The sequence below is a fragment of the Kyrpidia sp. genome (assembly GCF_023512215.1).
Lineage (GTDB): Bacteria > Bacillota > Bacilli > Kyrpidiales > Kyrpidiaceae > Kyrpidia > Kyrpidia spormannii.
The window spans coordinates 1-15,578 of record NZ_JAILZZ010000006.1 but is presented as its reverse complement, the minus strand read 5'-3'; the positions used below and the strand labels follow the sequence as shown (position 1 = coordinate 15,578).

The window sequence follows — 15,578 nt, the reverse complement described above, 5'->3', positions numbered from 1 at the left end:
ATGGGGAGCAAAGAGGAGTCACAGATTCGCGATCTGGCCTTGGCACCGGAAGGCCGGCGGAAGATCGACTGGGCGGCGGCACATATGCCCCTGTTGAATACCTTGAGGGAGCGGTTTGAGAAAGACCTGCCTTTTCGCGGGTTGAAGATTGGGATCTGCCTGCACCTCGAGGCAAAAACCGCTTATCTGGCCGAGGTGATCCAAGCGGGGGGTGCCGAAGTGACGGTGGCGGCGAGCAACCCCTTGTCCACCCAAGATGACGTGGTGGCTGCCCTGGTGGACAATGGGATCTACGCTTTCGCGAGACACGGTGCGGACGATGCCGAGTACGGTGCCCACCTCCGGGCTTTGCTCGATCGGCATCCCGACGCCCTCATCGATGACGGGGGAGATTTGGTGGGGACGCTCCACCGGGAGCGGCCGGAACAGTCGCGCGAGATCATCGGGGGGTGTGAAGAAACCACCACGGGCATCCTGCGCCTGCGGGCTCTGGAGCGGGAGGGGGCATTGGCGTTCCCCATGATCGCCGTGAACGATGCGTATTGTAAATACTTGTTCGATAATCGCTACGGGACCGGGCAATCGGTGTGGGATGGGATCATGCGTACCACCAATCTGGTCGTTGCCGGGAAGACGGCGGTGGTGGTAGGATACGGCTGGTGCGGCAAAGGGGTTGCCATGCGGGCCAAAGGCCTCGGGGCCCGTGTTGTGGTGTGTGAGGTCAACCCCATTAAGGCCATTGAAGCTATCATGGACGGGTTTGAGGTGATGCCCCTGGTGGAGGCGAGTCGAGAGGCGGACTTCGTGATCACGGTCACCGGCAACCGGGGAGTGGTGGGAAAAGAGGCGGTGGCGGCGATGAAGGACGGGGCCGTCTTGTGCAACGCCGGGCATTTTGACGTTGAGATCGACAAAGAGGCGTTGGGGGAAGCGGGGCCGCCCCGGGAAGTGCGGCGAAATGTCCAGGAATACCGGCAGAAGGATGGCAGGCGTCTGTATCTCCTCGCTGAAGGGCGGCTGGTGAATCTGGCCGCAGGAGACGGACATCCGGTGGAGGTCATGGACATGACCTTTGCCCTTCAAGCTTTGTCCTTGCGGCGCATCGTGGAGCAGGGCCGCCAGTGGGAACCGCGGGTGTACCCGGTGCCTGAGGACATCGATCGGGAGGTGGCCAAGTTGCGCCTGGCCACTTTGGGGGTGCGGATTGATCGCCTCACGGAACAACAGGAGCGGTATTTGCGCAGTTGGAACCTGGAGTAACGGTCAGGCCGGACCTCGGGCCCGGCGATCCGCAAAAGGAACGGACTATTCATAAAATAACCGCCTTCTCGCCAAAGCAATGGTGGGGATAATTGTCGCAGGGACTCATAGAATGGCAGCGAGATGCGGGGTTCGGAGGATCTGGGAGGTGAGCGGATGAAGCCGTGGATCGGTGTGACGGCTTCCATGCAGACCGGGAACGGGGATCTCCCCGGCACATGGGTGGCAACGGAGTATACGGACGCCATACTGGCGGCGGGAGGGGTGCCGGCGATCGTCCCTTTGGGGGAGGCGGCAAGCCAAAACCCGGGGCAGTGGCTCGAGCGCTTGGATGGACTGATGTTGACCGGGGGCGTCGACGTGGATCCGGCGTATTTTGGCGAGGACCCGGCACGGGGGCTGGGGGAAGTTTGTCCCGAGCGGGACGCATTGGAGTTGGCGCTCGTGGAAGCGGCGCTCCTTCGGGACCTCCCGGTTTTGGCGATTTGTCGGGGGATGCAGGTGCTGAACGTGGCCGCGGGTGGGACATTGTACCAGGATCTCTCGACCCAGGGTAAGAACGCCCTCCAGCACCGCCAGCGGGCGCCCCGCTGGCACGGTTCGCACCGGGTGGAAATTGTGCCCGGGACTCGTTTGGCGGAAATCCTGGGGCGATCTGAGGCCCGGGTGAACAGCTTTCATCACCAGGCGGTGCGGGATGTGGCCCCGGGAATGCGGGTGGCGGCGAAAAGCAGCGACGGGCTCGTGGAAGCGATGGAGAGTCGCCGGCACCGGTTCGCGGTCGCCGTCCAGTGGCACCCCGAACACATGTGGCGCAAAGATCCGGCCCAGATGCGATTATTTGAAGCGTTCGTGCAAGCGGCCGCCGACGGGCGGGAGTCGGAGGCCGGGGAGTGACGCCTGCAAAATCAGTCATGATGGCCGTCAAACTGATCTCCCCGGCCCTGGCTAAAAGATCGCCGATTTCTTGATCCGCCAGCAGTTGCGATTCCCGGCAGAACGTACTCACAGGCCGGATCTGGCAGACCTCCTTCCTACGGCCGGCGCTCCAGAATGAGACACGTTCTCATTGAGACGTGTTCTCATACAGAAAATAAGCCTTCTGTCTCTCTGCACCCCACCGCTTTGTCGGCACATTCAGGGTGAGGGGCGCGCGACCCTCGATTTTTCAGGAAAGGAGAGGTGGCCATGGTACAGCCAAACCCGAATAGCGTCTCTCTGGTCCTGGTTTATCAGGTGGGGACGACCCCGACGGGGGACCCGGTCCTTCGCCGGCAGACCTATCGGGGAATCAAACCGGGGGTGTCGCCGGACAACCTGTACGCCGCCGCAGAACTGATCGCCGGCCTGCAAATCCATCCGGTGTACGAGGTGGACCGCTCGGAAGTGGACGAACTGTTGAAGCAATGACCCGGTGACCGAGCCAGGAACAGGAGGTGAATCCCTTGACGAAGACCACTTTGGAACTGCGCTTTCAGAACACTTCAGGGGGCACGGTCCGCCTGGCGGTCCCCGACCCCAAGCAGCCCATCGACGAGGCCGCCGTGCGGGCCGCCATGAACCAGTTGGTCAGCCTCGGCGTGTTCACCTCAATGGGTGGGGATTTGGTTCGGCCTGTGGAAGCCAGACTGGTGACCACGACCCAGGATGTGTGGGATATGACCGGGGGCGGAGTCTGACGCCTATACCTGCCCGGGGCCGGGGCCTGGGAAGTTTCCCGGCCCTGGCTCGCTTTATTCCCATGCCCTTGCCCCTGTCTCATCCGTGGGCTGTCAATCGAACAGGTCCTCGAAAATGTCAAACACACGCCTCTTCTTTTTTCTTTTTTCGTACTCCCCGTAGTGGTGGGAACGCATGTCCGGATGCTTTTCGAAATGCTGGCCATGCTCCCGTTCGTGTTCATCCAGCCAGCGGTTAAACGGATCCCGGACTTCTCGAATTTCGCCCAGGATCTTGTCCAACTCGCCTCGGTCGAGCCACACGCCTTTGCAGTTCGGGCACACGTCGATCAACACGCCGTACTTTTCGACCTCTCGCATTCGCACATTGTCACAGACCGGACAGTTCATCCCCATTAACCCCTTTCCGTGGTGTGCGGCGGGCAAAAAAGCCGTCGCCCGCGGATGGTTGCCGGCGTCCGCTGGGGGGCGGACGATCCGGCGAAGACGGTGGACGCTTTTATCTATTATCTTATCGTTTTTTATAGACCTGCCGCCAGAGCAGGGCCAAGGCCGCCCCTGCGACGAAAATCCAAATGATGTGTGACTGAACTGCTCTGAGAACTTCTTCCCACCGCTGCCCGAGTTGGAACCCGAGCAGAATCCACGTGCCCGCCCAGGCCGCGAACCCCAGAGTACTCCACCACAGGTAGGAACCGGTCGGGATCCCACTCATGCCGGCGATATAACTGCCCAGGGCCCGAAATCCCGGGAGAAAGCGCCCGAATACCAACATGAGCGGCCCGTAGCGATGGACCACCCGGTGAGCCCAGGGCCACGCATCGTCTGGAACCACCCGGAAGAACGTGAGCCATTTTTGCGCGGAAGGTCCGAGTTTTCGCCCGGCGGCAAAGGCCATCAAACTGCCTCCCAGACACCCCAGGGTGCCGGCCAGGGAAAGGTGCCAGAGTACCATGTGGCCCCGAGAGGCGAGAAAACCGTAGAATGCCAAGACGGCGTCCCCCGGGAAGGGAATACCGAGGCCCTCGATGATCATCGCGGCGAAAAGCCCAAAGGGGCCATATTGGATCAATTGTTCCACAGCCCCGTTCCACCAGTCACCCACGTCCCTCGCCCCCCGCCTTTATCTATACGCGGACGGGTCTCCACGCTAGGACAGCCGCCCGGGGATTTCTCCCGGGAGGAGCGCGGCGGGGCGCCTTCGTTCAGCGCCGGGGGCCGCGGCGGGGCGCCTTCGTTCAGCGCCCCTCCCGAAGAGGGAAAACGAGAAATTTCGGGCGGTTGATGAGGGGGACTTACCCGGTCAAAGGGGACGAAGGGTGCATTCTATAAAATCGGAGGCCGAAAGGAGGTGTCGACACATGTACGACGGCGGCGTATTCGGTCCGGCCACCCGTTGGGCCGTGGTGTTCCTGATCATCTTTGTGTTGTTCTTCCTGCTGGTTCCGTGGGGGACCTGGTGAGGAACATGGGGAAGGCGAAGGCCGGCGGGGGGCCCGCCGGCCTTCGCCCGAGGCGGACAAGCCCGTTGAGGGAGAACTCCATCGGCCGGTCACGGTCTGGCGAGCGTCAGCCCTTGCACCGACGATCTGCGGGGTGGTACGCTGTACATAATGAGTGGAGAACGGAGGGCCACAATGGCGTCCTGGCGGGCGGATTTGTTATTGTTTATGGTGGTGGCAGTTTGGGGGAGCACATTCGTTGTGGTTCGGGACGCCGTCGCTGAAATGGGAACCATGGGAGTTCTGGCGTCGCGGTTCACCATCGCGGCTCTGGCCCTTGGAGTCTTCGGATTCAAATCCGTCCGCACGGCCCGCATATCGGAGATCCGGGCGGGTGTCGCCGTGGGTCTGGCGTATTTTCTGGGGTTCGCGCTTCAAACGGCCGGCCTCGCATCGACCACGGCTTCCAAGGCGGGATTTATTACAGGGCTATCCGTGGTGGGGGTTCCCTTCATCGCTTATCTGGTGTGGAAGGTAAAACCAAGCGTCGACGCCGTGGCTGGCGTGATTTTCGCCACTGCGGGCCTGGCTTTTTTAAGCCTAGCCGATGTTCGGGGCGTGGGAATCGGCGACTTATTGGTACTGGGGTGTGCCGTGGCCTTTTCGGTCCAGTACCTGCTCGTTTCCCACTTCAGTGTGCAATGTCGCATTGTCCCATGGACGTTCTACCAACTGGTCACGGTGGCGCTATTGAGCCTGATGGGGAGCGCACTGTCCGGCACCTCCCCGCTGCCCGCCAGCACCGGGGCGTGGTCGGCGGCATTATTTCTCGGCCTTGTGGCCACCGCTTTGGTGACGGTGTTGCAGAACATCGGCCAGCGCTACACAACGGCCACCCGGGCGGCGCTCATATTTTCCCTCGAGCCGGTCTTTGCGGCGATATTTGGCCATTTTATTCAAGGCGATCAATTGACCGGCCGGATGGGGATTGGCGCCGCGCTGATCCTGCTCGGAATGATCACCGCTGAACTGCAGTGGATCACCCATTGGCGCCTCCGGCGGGAAGAACAGCGGATGCTCCCCAGGTAGAGTGAACGGGCTGCTCTGCTGTTCTGGGTATCGGGGGCTTCTGCGGCAAGGATAGCGAGGGCCGGGGGTTGCGGGGGCAGATGCCGGTGGCGGTGAAAAACGGGAAAGGGCGGAATTGAGATGGCCAAGTTTCGGGAAAGCGATTTGATCCGACAATGGCAGACCCGGGTCCCGATCCCTCGCCCCGACACGGTGGTCGGAATCGGCGATGACGCGGCGGTGCTGGAACCCCAGTCCGGCGGACGGCTGTTGGTATCGACGGACATGATGGTGGAAAATGTCCATTTTTCGCTGGGATGGATGACCATTCGGGAAGTGGGGTTTAAGGCGGTGTCGGCGGCGGTCAGCGATATCGCCGCCATGGGCGGTGAGCCCCGGCATATTCTCGCCAGTGTCGGGATCCCGGCCAGCGCCCGGTTGGAGGACGCAAATGCCTTGTACGATGGGATTGGAGAGGCCTGTCGATTGTACGGCCTGGACATGGTCGGCGGGGATACAGTGGCGTCGCCGGCGGGATGGGTGATCGATATGGTGGTCCTGGGTTCGGCGACAGATCGAGTCCTCACCCGGGGCGGGGGTCGTCCTGGGGATGTGGTCGCGGTAACTGGGTATTTGGGAGGGGCCGCGGCGGGACTCGACTGGCTTCGGGGCGGGGGACAAGCGGTGGTGACGACCCCGGACGAGCGCTGGGTGTTGTTGGACATGCACAGGAGGCCTCTCGCCCAGGTGGAGGCGGGCCGGATCCTGGCGCAGTCGGGGGCCACGGCCTGTGATGATGTCACCGACGGCTTGGCGGCGGAGCTTCGGGCGCTCTGCCAGGCCAGCGGATATGGATGTTTTATCGAAAGCCAGCGCATTCCCACTCACCCGGCGGTGCGCAACTACGCCCTGAGGAGAGGGAAAAGTCCTGTGGACTGGGCGTTGTTTGGAGGGGACGACTATCAATTGGTTTGCTGCATTCCTCCCACTCGGTTTGCCGCCGCTCAGGCGGGGTGCATGGCAGCGGGAGTCATGCTCACGGTGATCGGCCGAGTGACGGAGGATCCCGCGCTGTTGTGGCGCTCTCCCTCCGGCGTGGTCGAAGAGCTGCCCGAAGGCGGGTTTGACCATTTTGCGGAAGAGGGGGAGGAACATGGGCACGGGGTGGGGTGAGCCGCCGCTGACAGAGCAGGGGGCGGCGCAGCTACAAGCCTGGCGCACGACGACTCGGTCTCCGGGAGAAACCCGGGCCCTGGGGCGATTGTTGGGCAAGGTGGCGAAGCCGCAGACCTCGGTATGCCTCATTGGCGATCTGGGAGCGGGCAAAACCACTTTTGTCCAAGGATTGGCCGAGGGTCTGGGGATTTCCGGGCCGGTAACCAGTCCGACCTTCACGATTGTGTCCGAGTACCAGGGGCGGTTGCCGCTGTACCACGCAGATGTCTACCGGCTAGGGGAGGCGGCGGCAGAAGAACCCCTGGGGTTGGAAGAATATTTTGAAGGAAATGGGGTGGCGGTGGTGGAATGGGCGGAATGGGTGGAACCCCTTCTGCCCGACGACCGTCTGACCATTCGGATCGAGCGCGCCGGGGAGGCGAACGCCCGGGTGGTTGAGATGGCGGCCTCGGGTCCCCGGCATCGCGCCTTGCTCCGGGAGGTGATTCGGCGATGGTCCGACTGGCAATCGACACCGCGACAGCAGCCTTGAGCATGGCGGTGGAGGAGTCGGGAAGCATCCTGGCGGAAGCGGTGCTACAGCTGGGAAGAGATCACTCGGTACACGTTTTACCCTGGCTGGAGAGGGTGTTGGCCGGGGCCGGGAAAGGACCGGCCGATCTGAACCGGGTCGTTGTCGGAGTGGGGCCGGGTTCGTACACCGGGGTCCGGGTGGGGGTGACTGTGGCGAAAACCCTGGGGTGGGCGCTGGGGATTCCGGTGGTACCGGTGTCCACTTTGTCGGGCTTGGCCGGGCGCGGGCGATTCTTTGACGGTGTGGTCGTGCCGATGGTGGACGCCCGACGGGACCGGGTATATGCGGCTTGGTTTTCCGGGGGAAGGGAAGGCGGTGTGGTGAGGGAGTCTCCGGATCAAGTGTGGCCGGTGGCGGAGTTGGCGGAGCGGCTGGCTGAAGACGGGCGGAGGGTGCTCGCCTTGGGGGATGGCGGGATGAGGTATGCGTCGATATGGAGAGAGCGGCTGGGAGGCCGGTTGCGGCTGGCGTCACCGGACCAGTTCGGGGTCCGGGCTGCCGACTTGTTGGCCGCCGACGAAGCGGCCGGTGACCAAGGCTCTCTTCTTGGCCACGCGGTTCACGGGCTTGTGCCCCAATATCTTCAATTGGCAGAGGCGGAAGCGCGATGGCGGGATCGTCAGCACTGATCATTCGTCCGATGCGCACCAGCGATCTCGACCGCATCCAGGAGATCGAACGGGCCTCTTTTACAGTGCCTTGGTCCCGGAACGCCTTCTACGGGGAATTGGCGGACAACCATTTTGCCCGGTACATTGTGGCCCAGCGCGGGGATTTGGTGGTGGGTTATGCGGGGATGTGGCTCATCCTCGACGAGGCGCACATTACGAACATCGCGGTTCACCCCGAGGCGAGAAGGCAGCACGTGGGGGAAACGCTGTTGCGCTATGCGATGGCTTATGCCCGAAGCCAGGGTGCCATGCGGATGACTTTGGAGGTGCGTGTATCCAACGCCCCCGCTCAGCATCTATATCGCAAACTGGGATTTACCGCCAAGGGTGTGCGCCGGGGCTATTATACAGATAATCATGAAGACGCCATCATTATGTGGGCGGAATTGGGGCAGTTCGACGGCCGGATCAACCCGGATGAAGAGGCGGGAGCTGCGGCTCCGGGAGACGCCGTCCCCGGGGCCGGAGGGGAGAGGAGTGCCGAGGATCGACGGGGGGGTCGGCGTCCCGGGGATGCCGGCGAAGTTTGAACGGGGCACGAGGGCTTTGGCAATGCCGGGCGTAAGATAGGGGGAAAAACGGGGCATGGAGGGGACGATGGACGGGGCTGCGGTGGCGGGAAAAGACTCCGCTTTGCTCGGGAAGACCGGGGCTGAGCCGAGGGCGGGGGATCAAGAGGAAGGGCTCATTCTGGCTGTGGAGACCAGCTGCGACGAAACGGCGGCGGCGGTGGTGGAGGGGGGCACCCGCATCCGCTCGAATATCGTGAGCTCCCAAATCGCGATTCACCGTCGGTTCGGAGGGGTCGTCCCGGAGGTGGCCTCCCGGGGGCATGTGGAACAGATTACGGCGGTTATGGCGGCAGCACTAGAGGACGCCGGGGTGCACCCCCGGGATTTGGCCGCCGTGGCGGTCACCTACGGTCCCGGGTTGGTGGGGGCCCTGCTGGTCGGGCTCATGGCGGCCAAGACTTTTGCGTGGGTTCACGGTCTGCCCTTAATCGGCGTTCACCACATCGTCGGTCACCTGTTTGCCCATCGTCTGGCCGGCGGTCCGGAACCGCCATGGCTCGCCCTGGTCGTTTCCGGGGGACATACCGAGTTGATTTATATACCGAATGACCACACCTTCGAGGTGCTGGGGCGGACCCGGGACGACGCCGCCGGGGAAGCTTTCGATAAGACGGCCAGAGCCTTGGGGTTGCCGTACCCGGGGGGGCCCCAGATCGACGCTTTGGCAAGCTCCGGGGACCCGGAGCGATACGCCTTGCCGCGTAGCTGGCTGGAGGAGGAGTCGTTAGATTTTAGTTTTAGCGGTCTGAAAACAGCCGTGTTGAATCTGTTAAATGACGCCCGCCAGCGCGGTGATGGGGTGCGCCCGGAGGATGTGGCGGCGTCATTCCAGGCAGCGGTGGTGGAGGTGTTGGTGGAGAAAACGGTCCGGGCGGTTCGGAGATACCCAGGAGTGCCGGTGGTGGTGGCCGGAGGGGTGGCGGCCAACTCCGCCCTGCGCCGCGAAATGGACCGCCGGGCGGAAGAAGAAGGATTTCTCTGGTCGGCACCTCCCTTGGCGCTGTGTACAGACAATGCGGCGATGATCGCGGCGGCGGCTTGGCCTCGACTGAGTCGAGGGTGGTTTCACGGTATGGATCTGAATGCTCGGGCGAACTTGGGGCTCGAGGCCTGGGCGGCGGGAGACGGGGTGGCGGCGTTCCCACCCGATGATCCGCCGGATGGGAGGCGTCGCAACTGAATCACTGGGGTCGAGGTCCGGACACGGGGGGATCCGTATGGGACAAAGGAGTGTGGAGGCGCCGGCTGCTTCAATGGCGGGATGACCTGGGGGCCGCGGACCGCGAGAAGAGGGAAGCCGCTTTGGCCGCCTGGGCGACTCGGTGGCTGGGGGGGATGCCCCCGGGGATCCTCATGGCCTACGTGGCCATTCGCTCTGAAGTGAACCTGAAACCGGTGGTGGAGTGGGCATGGAACCGCGGGTGGACCGTGGCCTTTCCTCGGGTGGAAGATTCCCACCGCATGAGCGCTGTGGCGGCGGACAGCTGGGAAGCGCTTTCCCCCGGGGCTTTCGGGATTCCAGAACCGACAGGACCGGCCCTGAGTCCCGGAGATCTCGACGTGATCGTCGTGCCAGGGGCAGCTTTCGATCGGCTCGGGCGACGGCTGGGGTATGGACAAGGATTTTATGACCGATTCCTGCCCCAGGTGCCCCAGGCTAAAGTCGTGGGCGCAGCTTTTGCCGAACAATGGGTGGATGCGTTGCCGGCAGATCCTCACGATGTACCCGTGCAGTATGTGTTGACCGAATACGGGGTGTGGTCGGTCCAAGACCGGGGATTTGTGGATCTTGGCGGCGGTACAACAGGAGAGCGGGGATAGGGGTGAGACCGGCGCCCCTGACCCGCAAGGCGCGAGTGCTTGAAATAGCTGTATGTGTTTCAAGCAACGGTAGGCTGGGAGGAAAGGGGCGACCCGGGTGGAGGCACCTCAAGACCAACCGAAAACTTTCGTCGAACACCTGGCGGAGTTGCGAAAACTCGTCATTCAAACCCTAATCGTGTTTGTGATAGCCCTGGGGGTCGCGTTTTTTTACGTGGACCGCGTGCTGGTATGGTTGGAAATCCCCGCCGTGCGGGCCGGGCTCGGCCGCCCCATGGTCCTGGGAGCCGGGGAGGTGGTGCGGGTCTATTTTATGTTGGCGGGTGTCACCGCACTGGGGGTCACGCTTCCGTTCCTGTTATTCCAAATCTGGAGGTTTGTCGCCCCGGGTTTGACCCCCCGGGAGCGGCGGGTTGCCCTGGCCTACATTCCGATGACCCTGTTCATCTTCCTCGCCGGCGTGGCTTTCGGATATTTTTTGGTCTTTCCCATGGTGTTTCGATTTCTCATCCGTCTTGGGGCGGAGCAATTTAACGTCCAGATCACCGCGGGAAACTACTTCGGCTTCATGATCAACATCATCGTGCCCCTGGGGCTGATTTTTGAACTGCCCTTGGCGACCATGTTTCTCACTCGGCTTGGTATCGTGACTCCGGCTTTTTTGGGCAAAATGCGAAGATATGCGTACCTGGTGTTGGTGATCATCGGGGCGATGATCACTCCTCCGGACTTCGTCTCTCACCTCAGTGTCACCATCCCTATGATCCTTCTCTACGAACTCAGCGTAAGCGTCTCGAAATGGGTTTGGGCCAGGCGGCAAAAAAATCCCGATGACCCGGTTGCAAACTGAAAGGGGATCCATTAATATAGAGGGTGGCGTTAGCACTCGGGTAAAGCGAGTGCTAACAACATCGCAACGGAAACTTTACGTGAGGAGGGTCTTGCATGATCAAGCCGCTGGCAGATCGCGTCGTGATCCGTCCGGTTGAAAAGGAAGAAAAGACCGCGAGCGGGATCGTCCTGCCCGATACCGCCAAGGAGAAGCCCCAGGAGGGGGAAGTGGTGGCGGTGGGCCCCGGCCGCATGGAAGAAGGGCGCCGGGTCGAGATGGAAGTGAAGGTGGGCGACCGGGTGATCTATTCGAAGTACGCCGGAACTGAAGTCAAATACGACGGTGTCGAGTACCTGATCCTCCGGGAAAGCGATATCTTGGCCGTGCTGGAAAAGTAAGTGGGCCATGGCCTACGAGATACTTAACAACGGGGAGGTAACCTGACGTGGCGAAAGAGATTATTTTCCGCGAGGATGCACGCCGGGCGATGCTTCGCGGCGTCGACGCCCTGGCCGATGCGGTGAGGGTGACCCTGGGGCCGAAGGGCCGGAACGTAGTCTTGGAGAAGAAGTTCGGTTCTCCGCTGATCACCAACGACGGCGTGACCATCGCGAAGGAGATTGAGTTGGAAAACCCCTTTGAGAATATGGGGGCCCAACTGGTCAAAGAAGTGGCCACCAAAACGAACGATGTGGCCGGTGACGGAACCACCACGGCCACGGTGTTGGCCCAGGCGATCATCCAGGAAGGCCTGAAAAACGTCACCGCCGGGGCGAACCCCATGGCTCTGAAGCGGGGTATTGAGAAGGCCGTGAAAGCGGCGGTGGACGAGATCGCCCGGGTTGCGAAACCGATCGAAGGGCGGGAGAGCATCGCCCAGGTGGCGGCGATTTCCGCCGGGGATGAGGAGATCGGTGCTCTGATCGCCGACGCCATGGAGAAGGTCGGCAAGGACGGCGTGATTACGGTGGAGGAGTCCAAGGGCTTCGGCACCGAACTCGAGATTGTGGAAGGGATGCAGTTCGACCGCGGCTACATCTCGCCCTACATGATCACCGACACCGACAAGATGGAAGCGGTTCTGGAGGAGCCGTACATTCTGATCACCGACAAGAAGGTCAGCAACATCCAGGAGATCCTGCCAGTGCTGGAGCGGGTGGTGCAATCCGGACGGCCTCTGCTGTTGATTGCCGAGGATGTCGAAGGTGAAGCTTTGGCGACCCTGGTGGTCAACAAGCTGCGGGGCACCTTTACTGCGGTGGCGGTGAAGGCTCCTGGCTTTGGCGACCGCCGCAAAGCGATGCTCCAGGATATTGCGATCCTGACCGGCGGCCAGGTGATCAGCGAAGAGCTCGGCCTGGAACTGAAGAACACCTCCCTGCAGCAGCTCGGTCGGGCGCGCCAGGTGCGGGTGACGAAGGAAAATACCATTATTGTGGACGGTGCCGGCGATAAGAAGGAGATCGACGGGCGCATCAACCAGATCAAAGTGCAACTGGAGGAGACGACCTCCGATTTTGACCGCGAGAAACTGCAAGAGCGCTTGGCGAAGTTGGCCGGCGGTGTTGCGGTGATCAAGGTGGGTGCGGCCACCGAGACGGAGATGAAGGAAAAGAAGCTCCGCATTGAGGACGCTCTCAACTCCACCCGGGCGGCGGTGGAGGAAGGGATTGTCCCGGGCGGCGGCACGGCCCTCGTGAACGTCATTCCGGCCCTTGATGCCCTTACCGTGGAAGGCGACGAGCTGACGGGAGTGAACATCGTGCGCCGTGCGCTGGAGGCGCCGGTCCGGCAGATCGCGGACAACGCTGGGCTGGAGGGCTCCGTCGTGGTGGAGCGGCTCAAGAAAGAGTCGGCTGGAATCGGCTTCAACGCCGCCACCGGCGAGTGGGTGGACATGATCAAAGCCGGTATCGTCGATCCGGCGAAGGTCACCCGCTCGGCGCTTCAGAACGCCGCCAGCGTCGCGGCCATGGTTCTGACCACCGAGGCTTTGGTGGCCGACAAGCCGGAGAAGGAGAAACCCGCGCCGAACATGGGCGGAGCCGGCATGGATATGATGTGATCCGGCGCCCGGGCGCCGCAAATCCGAAGAGGCGGAACCCCTTGGGATGCAAGGGATTTCCGCCTCTTTTCTTTTTCACCAGGAGGCGTGTGTGGCGCGAATCGTGGAGCGGATAACAGGAACACCGGTCCTATTATGGGCAAAAAACGCCCGACGTGAACCGGTCGCAAATCAGAAAGAAAAGGCAACCCCTTGAAAGGGATCGCCTTTTCTCGCGGCGGGTCAATGGAGAGACTGCGTTCTCGGAGGTGAAGGAGGTGCTAGCACTACGACTCGTTGGGCTGCAAACAGAAGCCACTGCGACTCAGTATCAGTATCCGCCGCCGGAGTAAGCGCTGGCCGAAGCAGACCCGCCGCCATACCCGAATCCGAAAGGCGTAAGCAGGAAGAACAGCACGAAAATAATCAGGAACACGATTGCCCAGCGAGTGAAGGGACCAAACACCATCACCAACCTCCTTTCGTCTTGGTCTGCTCTATCCTATGGAATCCTCCCCTCGGGGGACAAGGCGGACAGCCTGATGACATCGCCAAATTTTCCGGGGGATCCGTACCCCATGTTTAGAAAACACGGGCGCGCTTAATACTAAGGGGTGGTGTTCCATATTGGAATTTCTTCTTTTGAGTCCAGGAGGAGATGAATTTATAGCCATGAACGGACAAGTCCCTCATGCTAAAGGTCTCGATAACAGTCTCGAACTGATGCAGGATGGGTATCTGTTTATCAAAAAAAGGGTTGACCAGTATCAATGCGATTTATTTGAAGCACGCTTACTGGGACAGAAGGTGATTTGCATGAGTGGGGAAGAAGCGGCAAAAGTGTTTTACGATCCAGAACGGTTCCAACGAAATGGTGCTTTACCCAAACGGGTGCAAAAAACATTGTTCGGTGTGAATGCAATCCAAACTATGGACGGTGAAGCGCATATTCACCGCAAGCTTCTTTTTATGTCATTGATGACTCCGCCCAATCAAAAACGGCTGGCCGAGTTTGCCATGGAACAGTGGCAAGCTTCTATTCCCGAATGGGAAGGTGCCGGGAAGGTTGTGCTTTTTGAGGAAGCAAATGATGTTTTATGCCGGATAGCATGCCATTGGGCTGGAATTCCACTCAAAGAATCAGAAGTAAAAAAGCGGGCGGACGACTTCAGTGCAATGGTTGATGCTTTTGGAGCGATTGGACCACGGCATTGGAAAGGAAGGAGAGCAAGAGCCAAAGCTGAAAAGTGGATGAGAGAGGTCATAGAAGAAGTCCGATCTGGGAAGTTGAAGGTTAAGGAAGATTCAGCACTTCATGCGATGGCTTTTCACAGAGATCTCAATGGTAACCAACTGGACACCCAAATGGCTGCGGTAGAACTCATCAACGTGATACGGCCGATTGTCGCGATTGCAACGTTCATCACCTTCTCGGCTTTGGCGTTGCATGAGCATCCAGAATGTAAAGAAAAGATACGCTCAGGTGACGAGAATTATCTTGAAATGTTCGTAGAGGAAGTTCGGCGTTACTACCCATTCGCCCCTTTTCTGGGTGCCAGGGTGCGAAAGGATTTTATTTGGAATCACTGTGAATTCAAAACAGGAATGCTCGTACTGCTCGATATATACGGTACGAATCATGATTCCCGGATCTGGGAGAATCCAAATGAATTTCGGCCAGAGCGATTTAAGGAATGGAAAAGCAGCTTATTTGATTTCATTCCCCAAGGTGGAGGTGATCCTGCTGAGGGGCACCGCTGTCCCGGCGAGGGTATCACCGTTGAAATTATGAAATCGACCTTGGATTTCCTTGTCAATAAGATTCAGTTTCAAGTTCCGGCTCAGGATTTGAGTTATAGTCTAGCCAAAATGCCAACATTGCCCAAAAGCGGATTTATAATGAGTCATATTATGCGAAAATAATGCAGGCTATCGAATGCATGGTTTGCATACTCCGGATTACATTTTGCCAATTTGTATAAATGGACGCGTGTTTTGGAATAATGCTCTAGTGGCGATCTTCAGACAAGGTCCGGTGGTATGAGTGCGGCGAAAACGCGCGAGGCGGGACAAAAAAGGCCGAAAGGAACCAATCGAATGGTCTGCTCCCGAAGTCCCGCAGGGTTACAACGAGTTGTCTAAAAGCATTGACGAGATGTATGGTCGACTGGCCGAAGTGTGGGGGCATTGTGACGACGTCCGGTTTCGCTGGGTTCAGGTCGGGAACCGCAGGGGTTTTGTCGTGTGGATTTACGCCCTGATCGGCAAGGAATTGGCCCAGGAGGGGCTTCTTGAACCACTTGCCACCTGGGATGGGCCCGATATATCCTTGGATGGTCTCGAACGGGTCCTGCAAACGGTGTCCTTGAACACGGTGAAGACCGTAAAAGAAATCAATGCAGCGATTGGGAACGGCCAGGCGGTTCTCTGCGTTGACGG

18 protein-coding genes and 1 pseudogene are annotated in these 15,578 nt (G+C 60.4%); 16 read left to right on the top strand and 3 right to left on the bottom strand.

Going from position 1 to position 15,578, the window contains the following annotated elements; translation table 11 throughout:
• The 4 genes from K6T64_RS03950 (at position 1) to K6T64_RS03935 (ending at position 2,939) form a co-directional block, all read left to right on the top strand.
• Positions 1–1,260 (top strand): adenosylhomocysteinase, encoded by a 1,260-nt coding sequence (locus K6T64_RS03950; RefSeq protein ID WP_288008651.1) that lies wholly within the window; start codon positions 1–3, stop codon positions 1,258–1,260.
• Positions 1,261–1,416: 156 nt separating this feature from the next.
• On the top strand, positions 1,417–2,157 hold the full coding sequence (locus K6T64_RS03945; RefSeq protein ID WP_288008649.1) for a gamma-glutamyl-gamma-aminobutyrate hydrolase family protein: 741 nt from the start codon (positions 1,417–1,419) through the stop codon (positions 2,155–2,157).
• Positions 2,158–2,448: 291 nt separating this feature from the next.
• Positions 2,449–2,670 (top strand): DUF1659 domain-containing protein, encoded by a 222-nt coding sequence (locus K6T64_RS03940; RefSeq protein WP_013074288.1) that lies wholly within the window; start codon positions 2,449–2,451, stop codon positions 2,668–2,670.
• A 35-nt stretch (positions 2,671–2,705) separates the two neighbouring features.
• The gene (locus K6T64_RS03935; RefSeq protein ID WP_288008647.1) at positions 2,706–2,939 is read left to right on the top strand and encodes a DUF2922 domain-containing protein; all 234 of its coding nucleotides are present in this window, start codon (positions 2,706–2,708) and stop codon (positions 2,937–2,939) included.
• Positions 2,940–3,032: 93 nt separating this feature from the next.
• Here K6T64_RS03935 and K6T64_RS03930 read toward each other — a convergent pair whose 3' ends face one another.
• Together K6T64_RS03930 and K6T64_RS03925 are read right to left on the bottom strand one after the other, a co-directional pair.
• Positions 3,033–3,329 (bottom strand): TFIIB-type zinc ribbon-containing protein, encoded by a 297-nt coding sequence (locus K6T64_RS03930; protein WP_288008645.1) that lies wholly within the window; start codon positions 3,327–3,329, stop codon positions 3,033–3,035.
• A 121-nt stretch (positions 3,330–3,450) separates the two neighbouring features.
• The gene (locus K6T64_RS03925) at positions 3,451–4,044 is read right to left on the bottom strand and encodes a DedA family protein (RefSeq protein ID WP_100666597.1); all 594 of its coding nucleotides are present in this window, start codon (positions 4,042–4,044) and stop codon (positions 3,451–3,453) included.
• 532 nt (positions 4,045–4,576) lie between these two features.
• Here K6T64_RS03925 and K6T64_RS03920 point away from each other — a divergent pair.
• From K6T64_RS03920 to groL, 10 genes are all read left to right on the top strand, one after another.
• Positions 4,577–5,470 (top strand): DMT family transporter, encoded by an 894-nt coding sequence (locus tag K6T64_RS03920; RefSeq protein ID WP_288008644.1) that lies wholly within the window; start codon positions 4,577–4,579, stop codon positions 5,468–5,470.
• Between the two features lie 120 nt (positions 5,471–5,590).
• Positions 5,591–6,622 carry a thiamine-phosphate kinase gene (gene thiL / locus K6T64_RS03915; protein WP_170084692.1) on the top strand — a complete coding sequence of 344 codons (1,032 nt, stop codon included), beginning with the start codon at positions 5,591–5,593 and terminating at the stop codon, positions 6,620–6,622.
• Positions 6,603–7,157, top strand: coding sequence for a tRNA (adenosine(37)-N6)-threonylcarbamoyltransferase complex ATPase subunit type 1 TsaE (gene tsaE, locus K6T64_RS03910; protein WP_288008643.1), 555 nt, complete (start codon positions 6,603–6,605; stop codon positions 7,155–7,157). The genes thiL and tsaE overlap by 20 nt, the downstream gene beginning before the upstream one ends.
• Complete coding sequence (gene tsaB / locus K6T64_RS03905; RefSeq protein WP_288008642.1) at positions 7,118–7,828, top strand: tRNA (adenosine(37)-N6)-threonylcarbamoyltransferase complex dimerization subunit type 1 TsaB; 711 nt, start codon at positions 7,118–7,120, stop codon at positions 7,826–7,828. Before tsaE ends, tsaB begins: the two co-directional genes overlap by 40 nt.
• Positions 7,807–8,400, top strand: a complete 594-nt coding sequence (rimI, locus tag K6T64_RS03900) for a ribosomal protein S18-alanine N-acetyltransferase (protein ID WP_353737786.1) — start codon at positions 7,807–7,809, stop codon at positions 8,398–8,400. The genes tsaB and rimI overlap by 22 nt, the downstream gene beginning before the upstream one ends.
• Positions 8,401–8,455: 55 nt before the next feature.
• Complete coding sequence (gene tsaD, locus K6T64_RS03895; RefSeq protein WP_288008641.1) at positions 8,456–9,622, top strand: tRNA (adenosine(37)-N6)-threonylcarbamoyltransferase complex transferase subunit TsaD; 1,167 nt, start codon at positions 8,456–8,458, stop codon at positions 9,620–9,622.
• A 50-nt stretch (positions 9,623–9,672) separates the two neighbouring features.
• Positions 9,673–10,263 carry a 5-formyltetrahydrofolate cyclo-ligase gene (locus tag K6T64_RS03890; protein WP_288008640.1) on the top strand — a complete coding sequence of 197 codons (591 nt, stop codon included), beginning with the start codon at positions 9,673–9,675 and terminating at the stop codon, positions 10,261–10,263.
• Positions 10,264–10,360: 97 nt separating this feature from the next.
• Positions 10,361–11,113 carry a twin-arginine translocase subunit TatC gene (gene tatC / locus K6T64_RS03885; RefSeq protein ID WP_288008639.1) on the top strand — a complete coding sequence of 251 codons (753 nt, stop codon included), beginning with the start codon at positions 10,361–10,363 and terminating at the stop codon, positions 11,111–11,113.
• A gap of 95 nt (positions 11,114–11,208) precedes the next feature.
• A complete protein-coding gene (gene groES / locus K6T64_RS03880) occupies positions 11,209–11,493 on the top strand; it encodes a co-chaperone GroES (protein WP_013074301.1) in 285 nt (94 codons plus the stop codon).
• Positions 11,494–11,540: 47 nt separating this feature from the next.
• Complete coding sequence (gene groL / locus K6T64_RS03875; protein ID WP_100666603.1) at positions 11,541–13,160, top strand: chaperonin GroEL; 1,620 nt, start codon at positions 11,541–11,543, stop codon at positions 13,158–13,160.
• A gap of 310 nt (positions 13,161–13,470) precedes the next feature.
• Here the strand turns inward: groL and K6T64_RS03870 are convergent, their stop codons facing one another.
• Complete coding sequence (locus K6T64_RS03870; protein ID WP_157935328.1) at positions 13,471–13,614, bottom strand: hypothetical protein; 144 nt, start codon at positions 13,612–13,614, stop codon at positions 13,471–13,473.
• Positions 13,615–13,811: 197 nt separating this feature from the next.
• On the opposite strand from K6T64_RS03870, the gene cypC reads away from it, so the two are divergent.
• Complete coding sequence (gene cypC, locus K6T64_RS03865) at positions 13,812–15,062, top strand: CYP152 family fatty-acid peroxygenase CypC (protein ID WP_288008718.1); 1,251 nt, start codon at positions 13,812–13,814, stop codon at positions 15,060–15,062.
• A 211-nt stretch (positions 15,063–15,273) separates the two neighbouring features.
• Positions 15,274–15,578, top strand: a pseudogene (locus K6T64_RS03860) (spore germination protein); the annotation flags it as partial.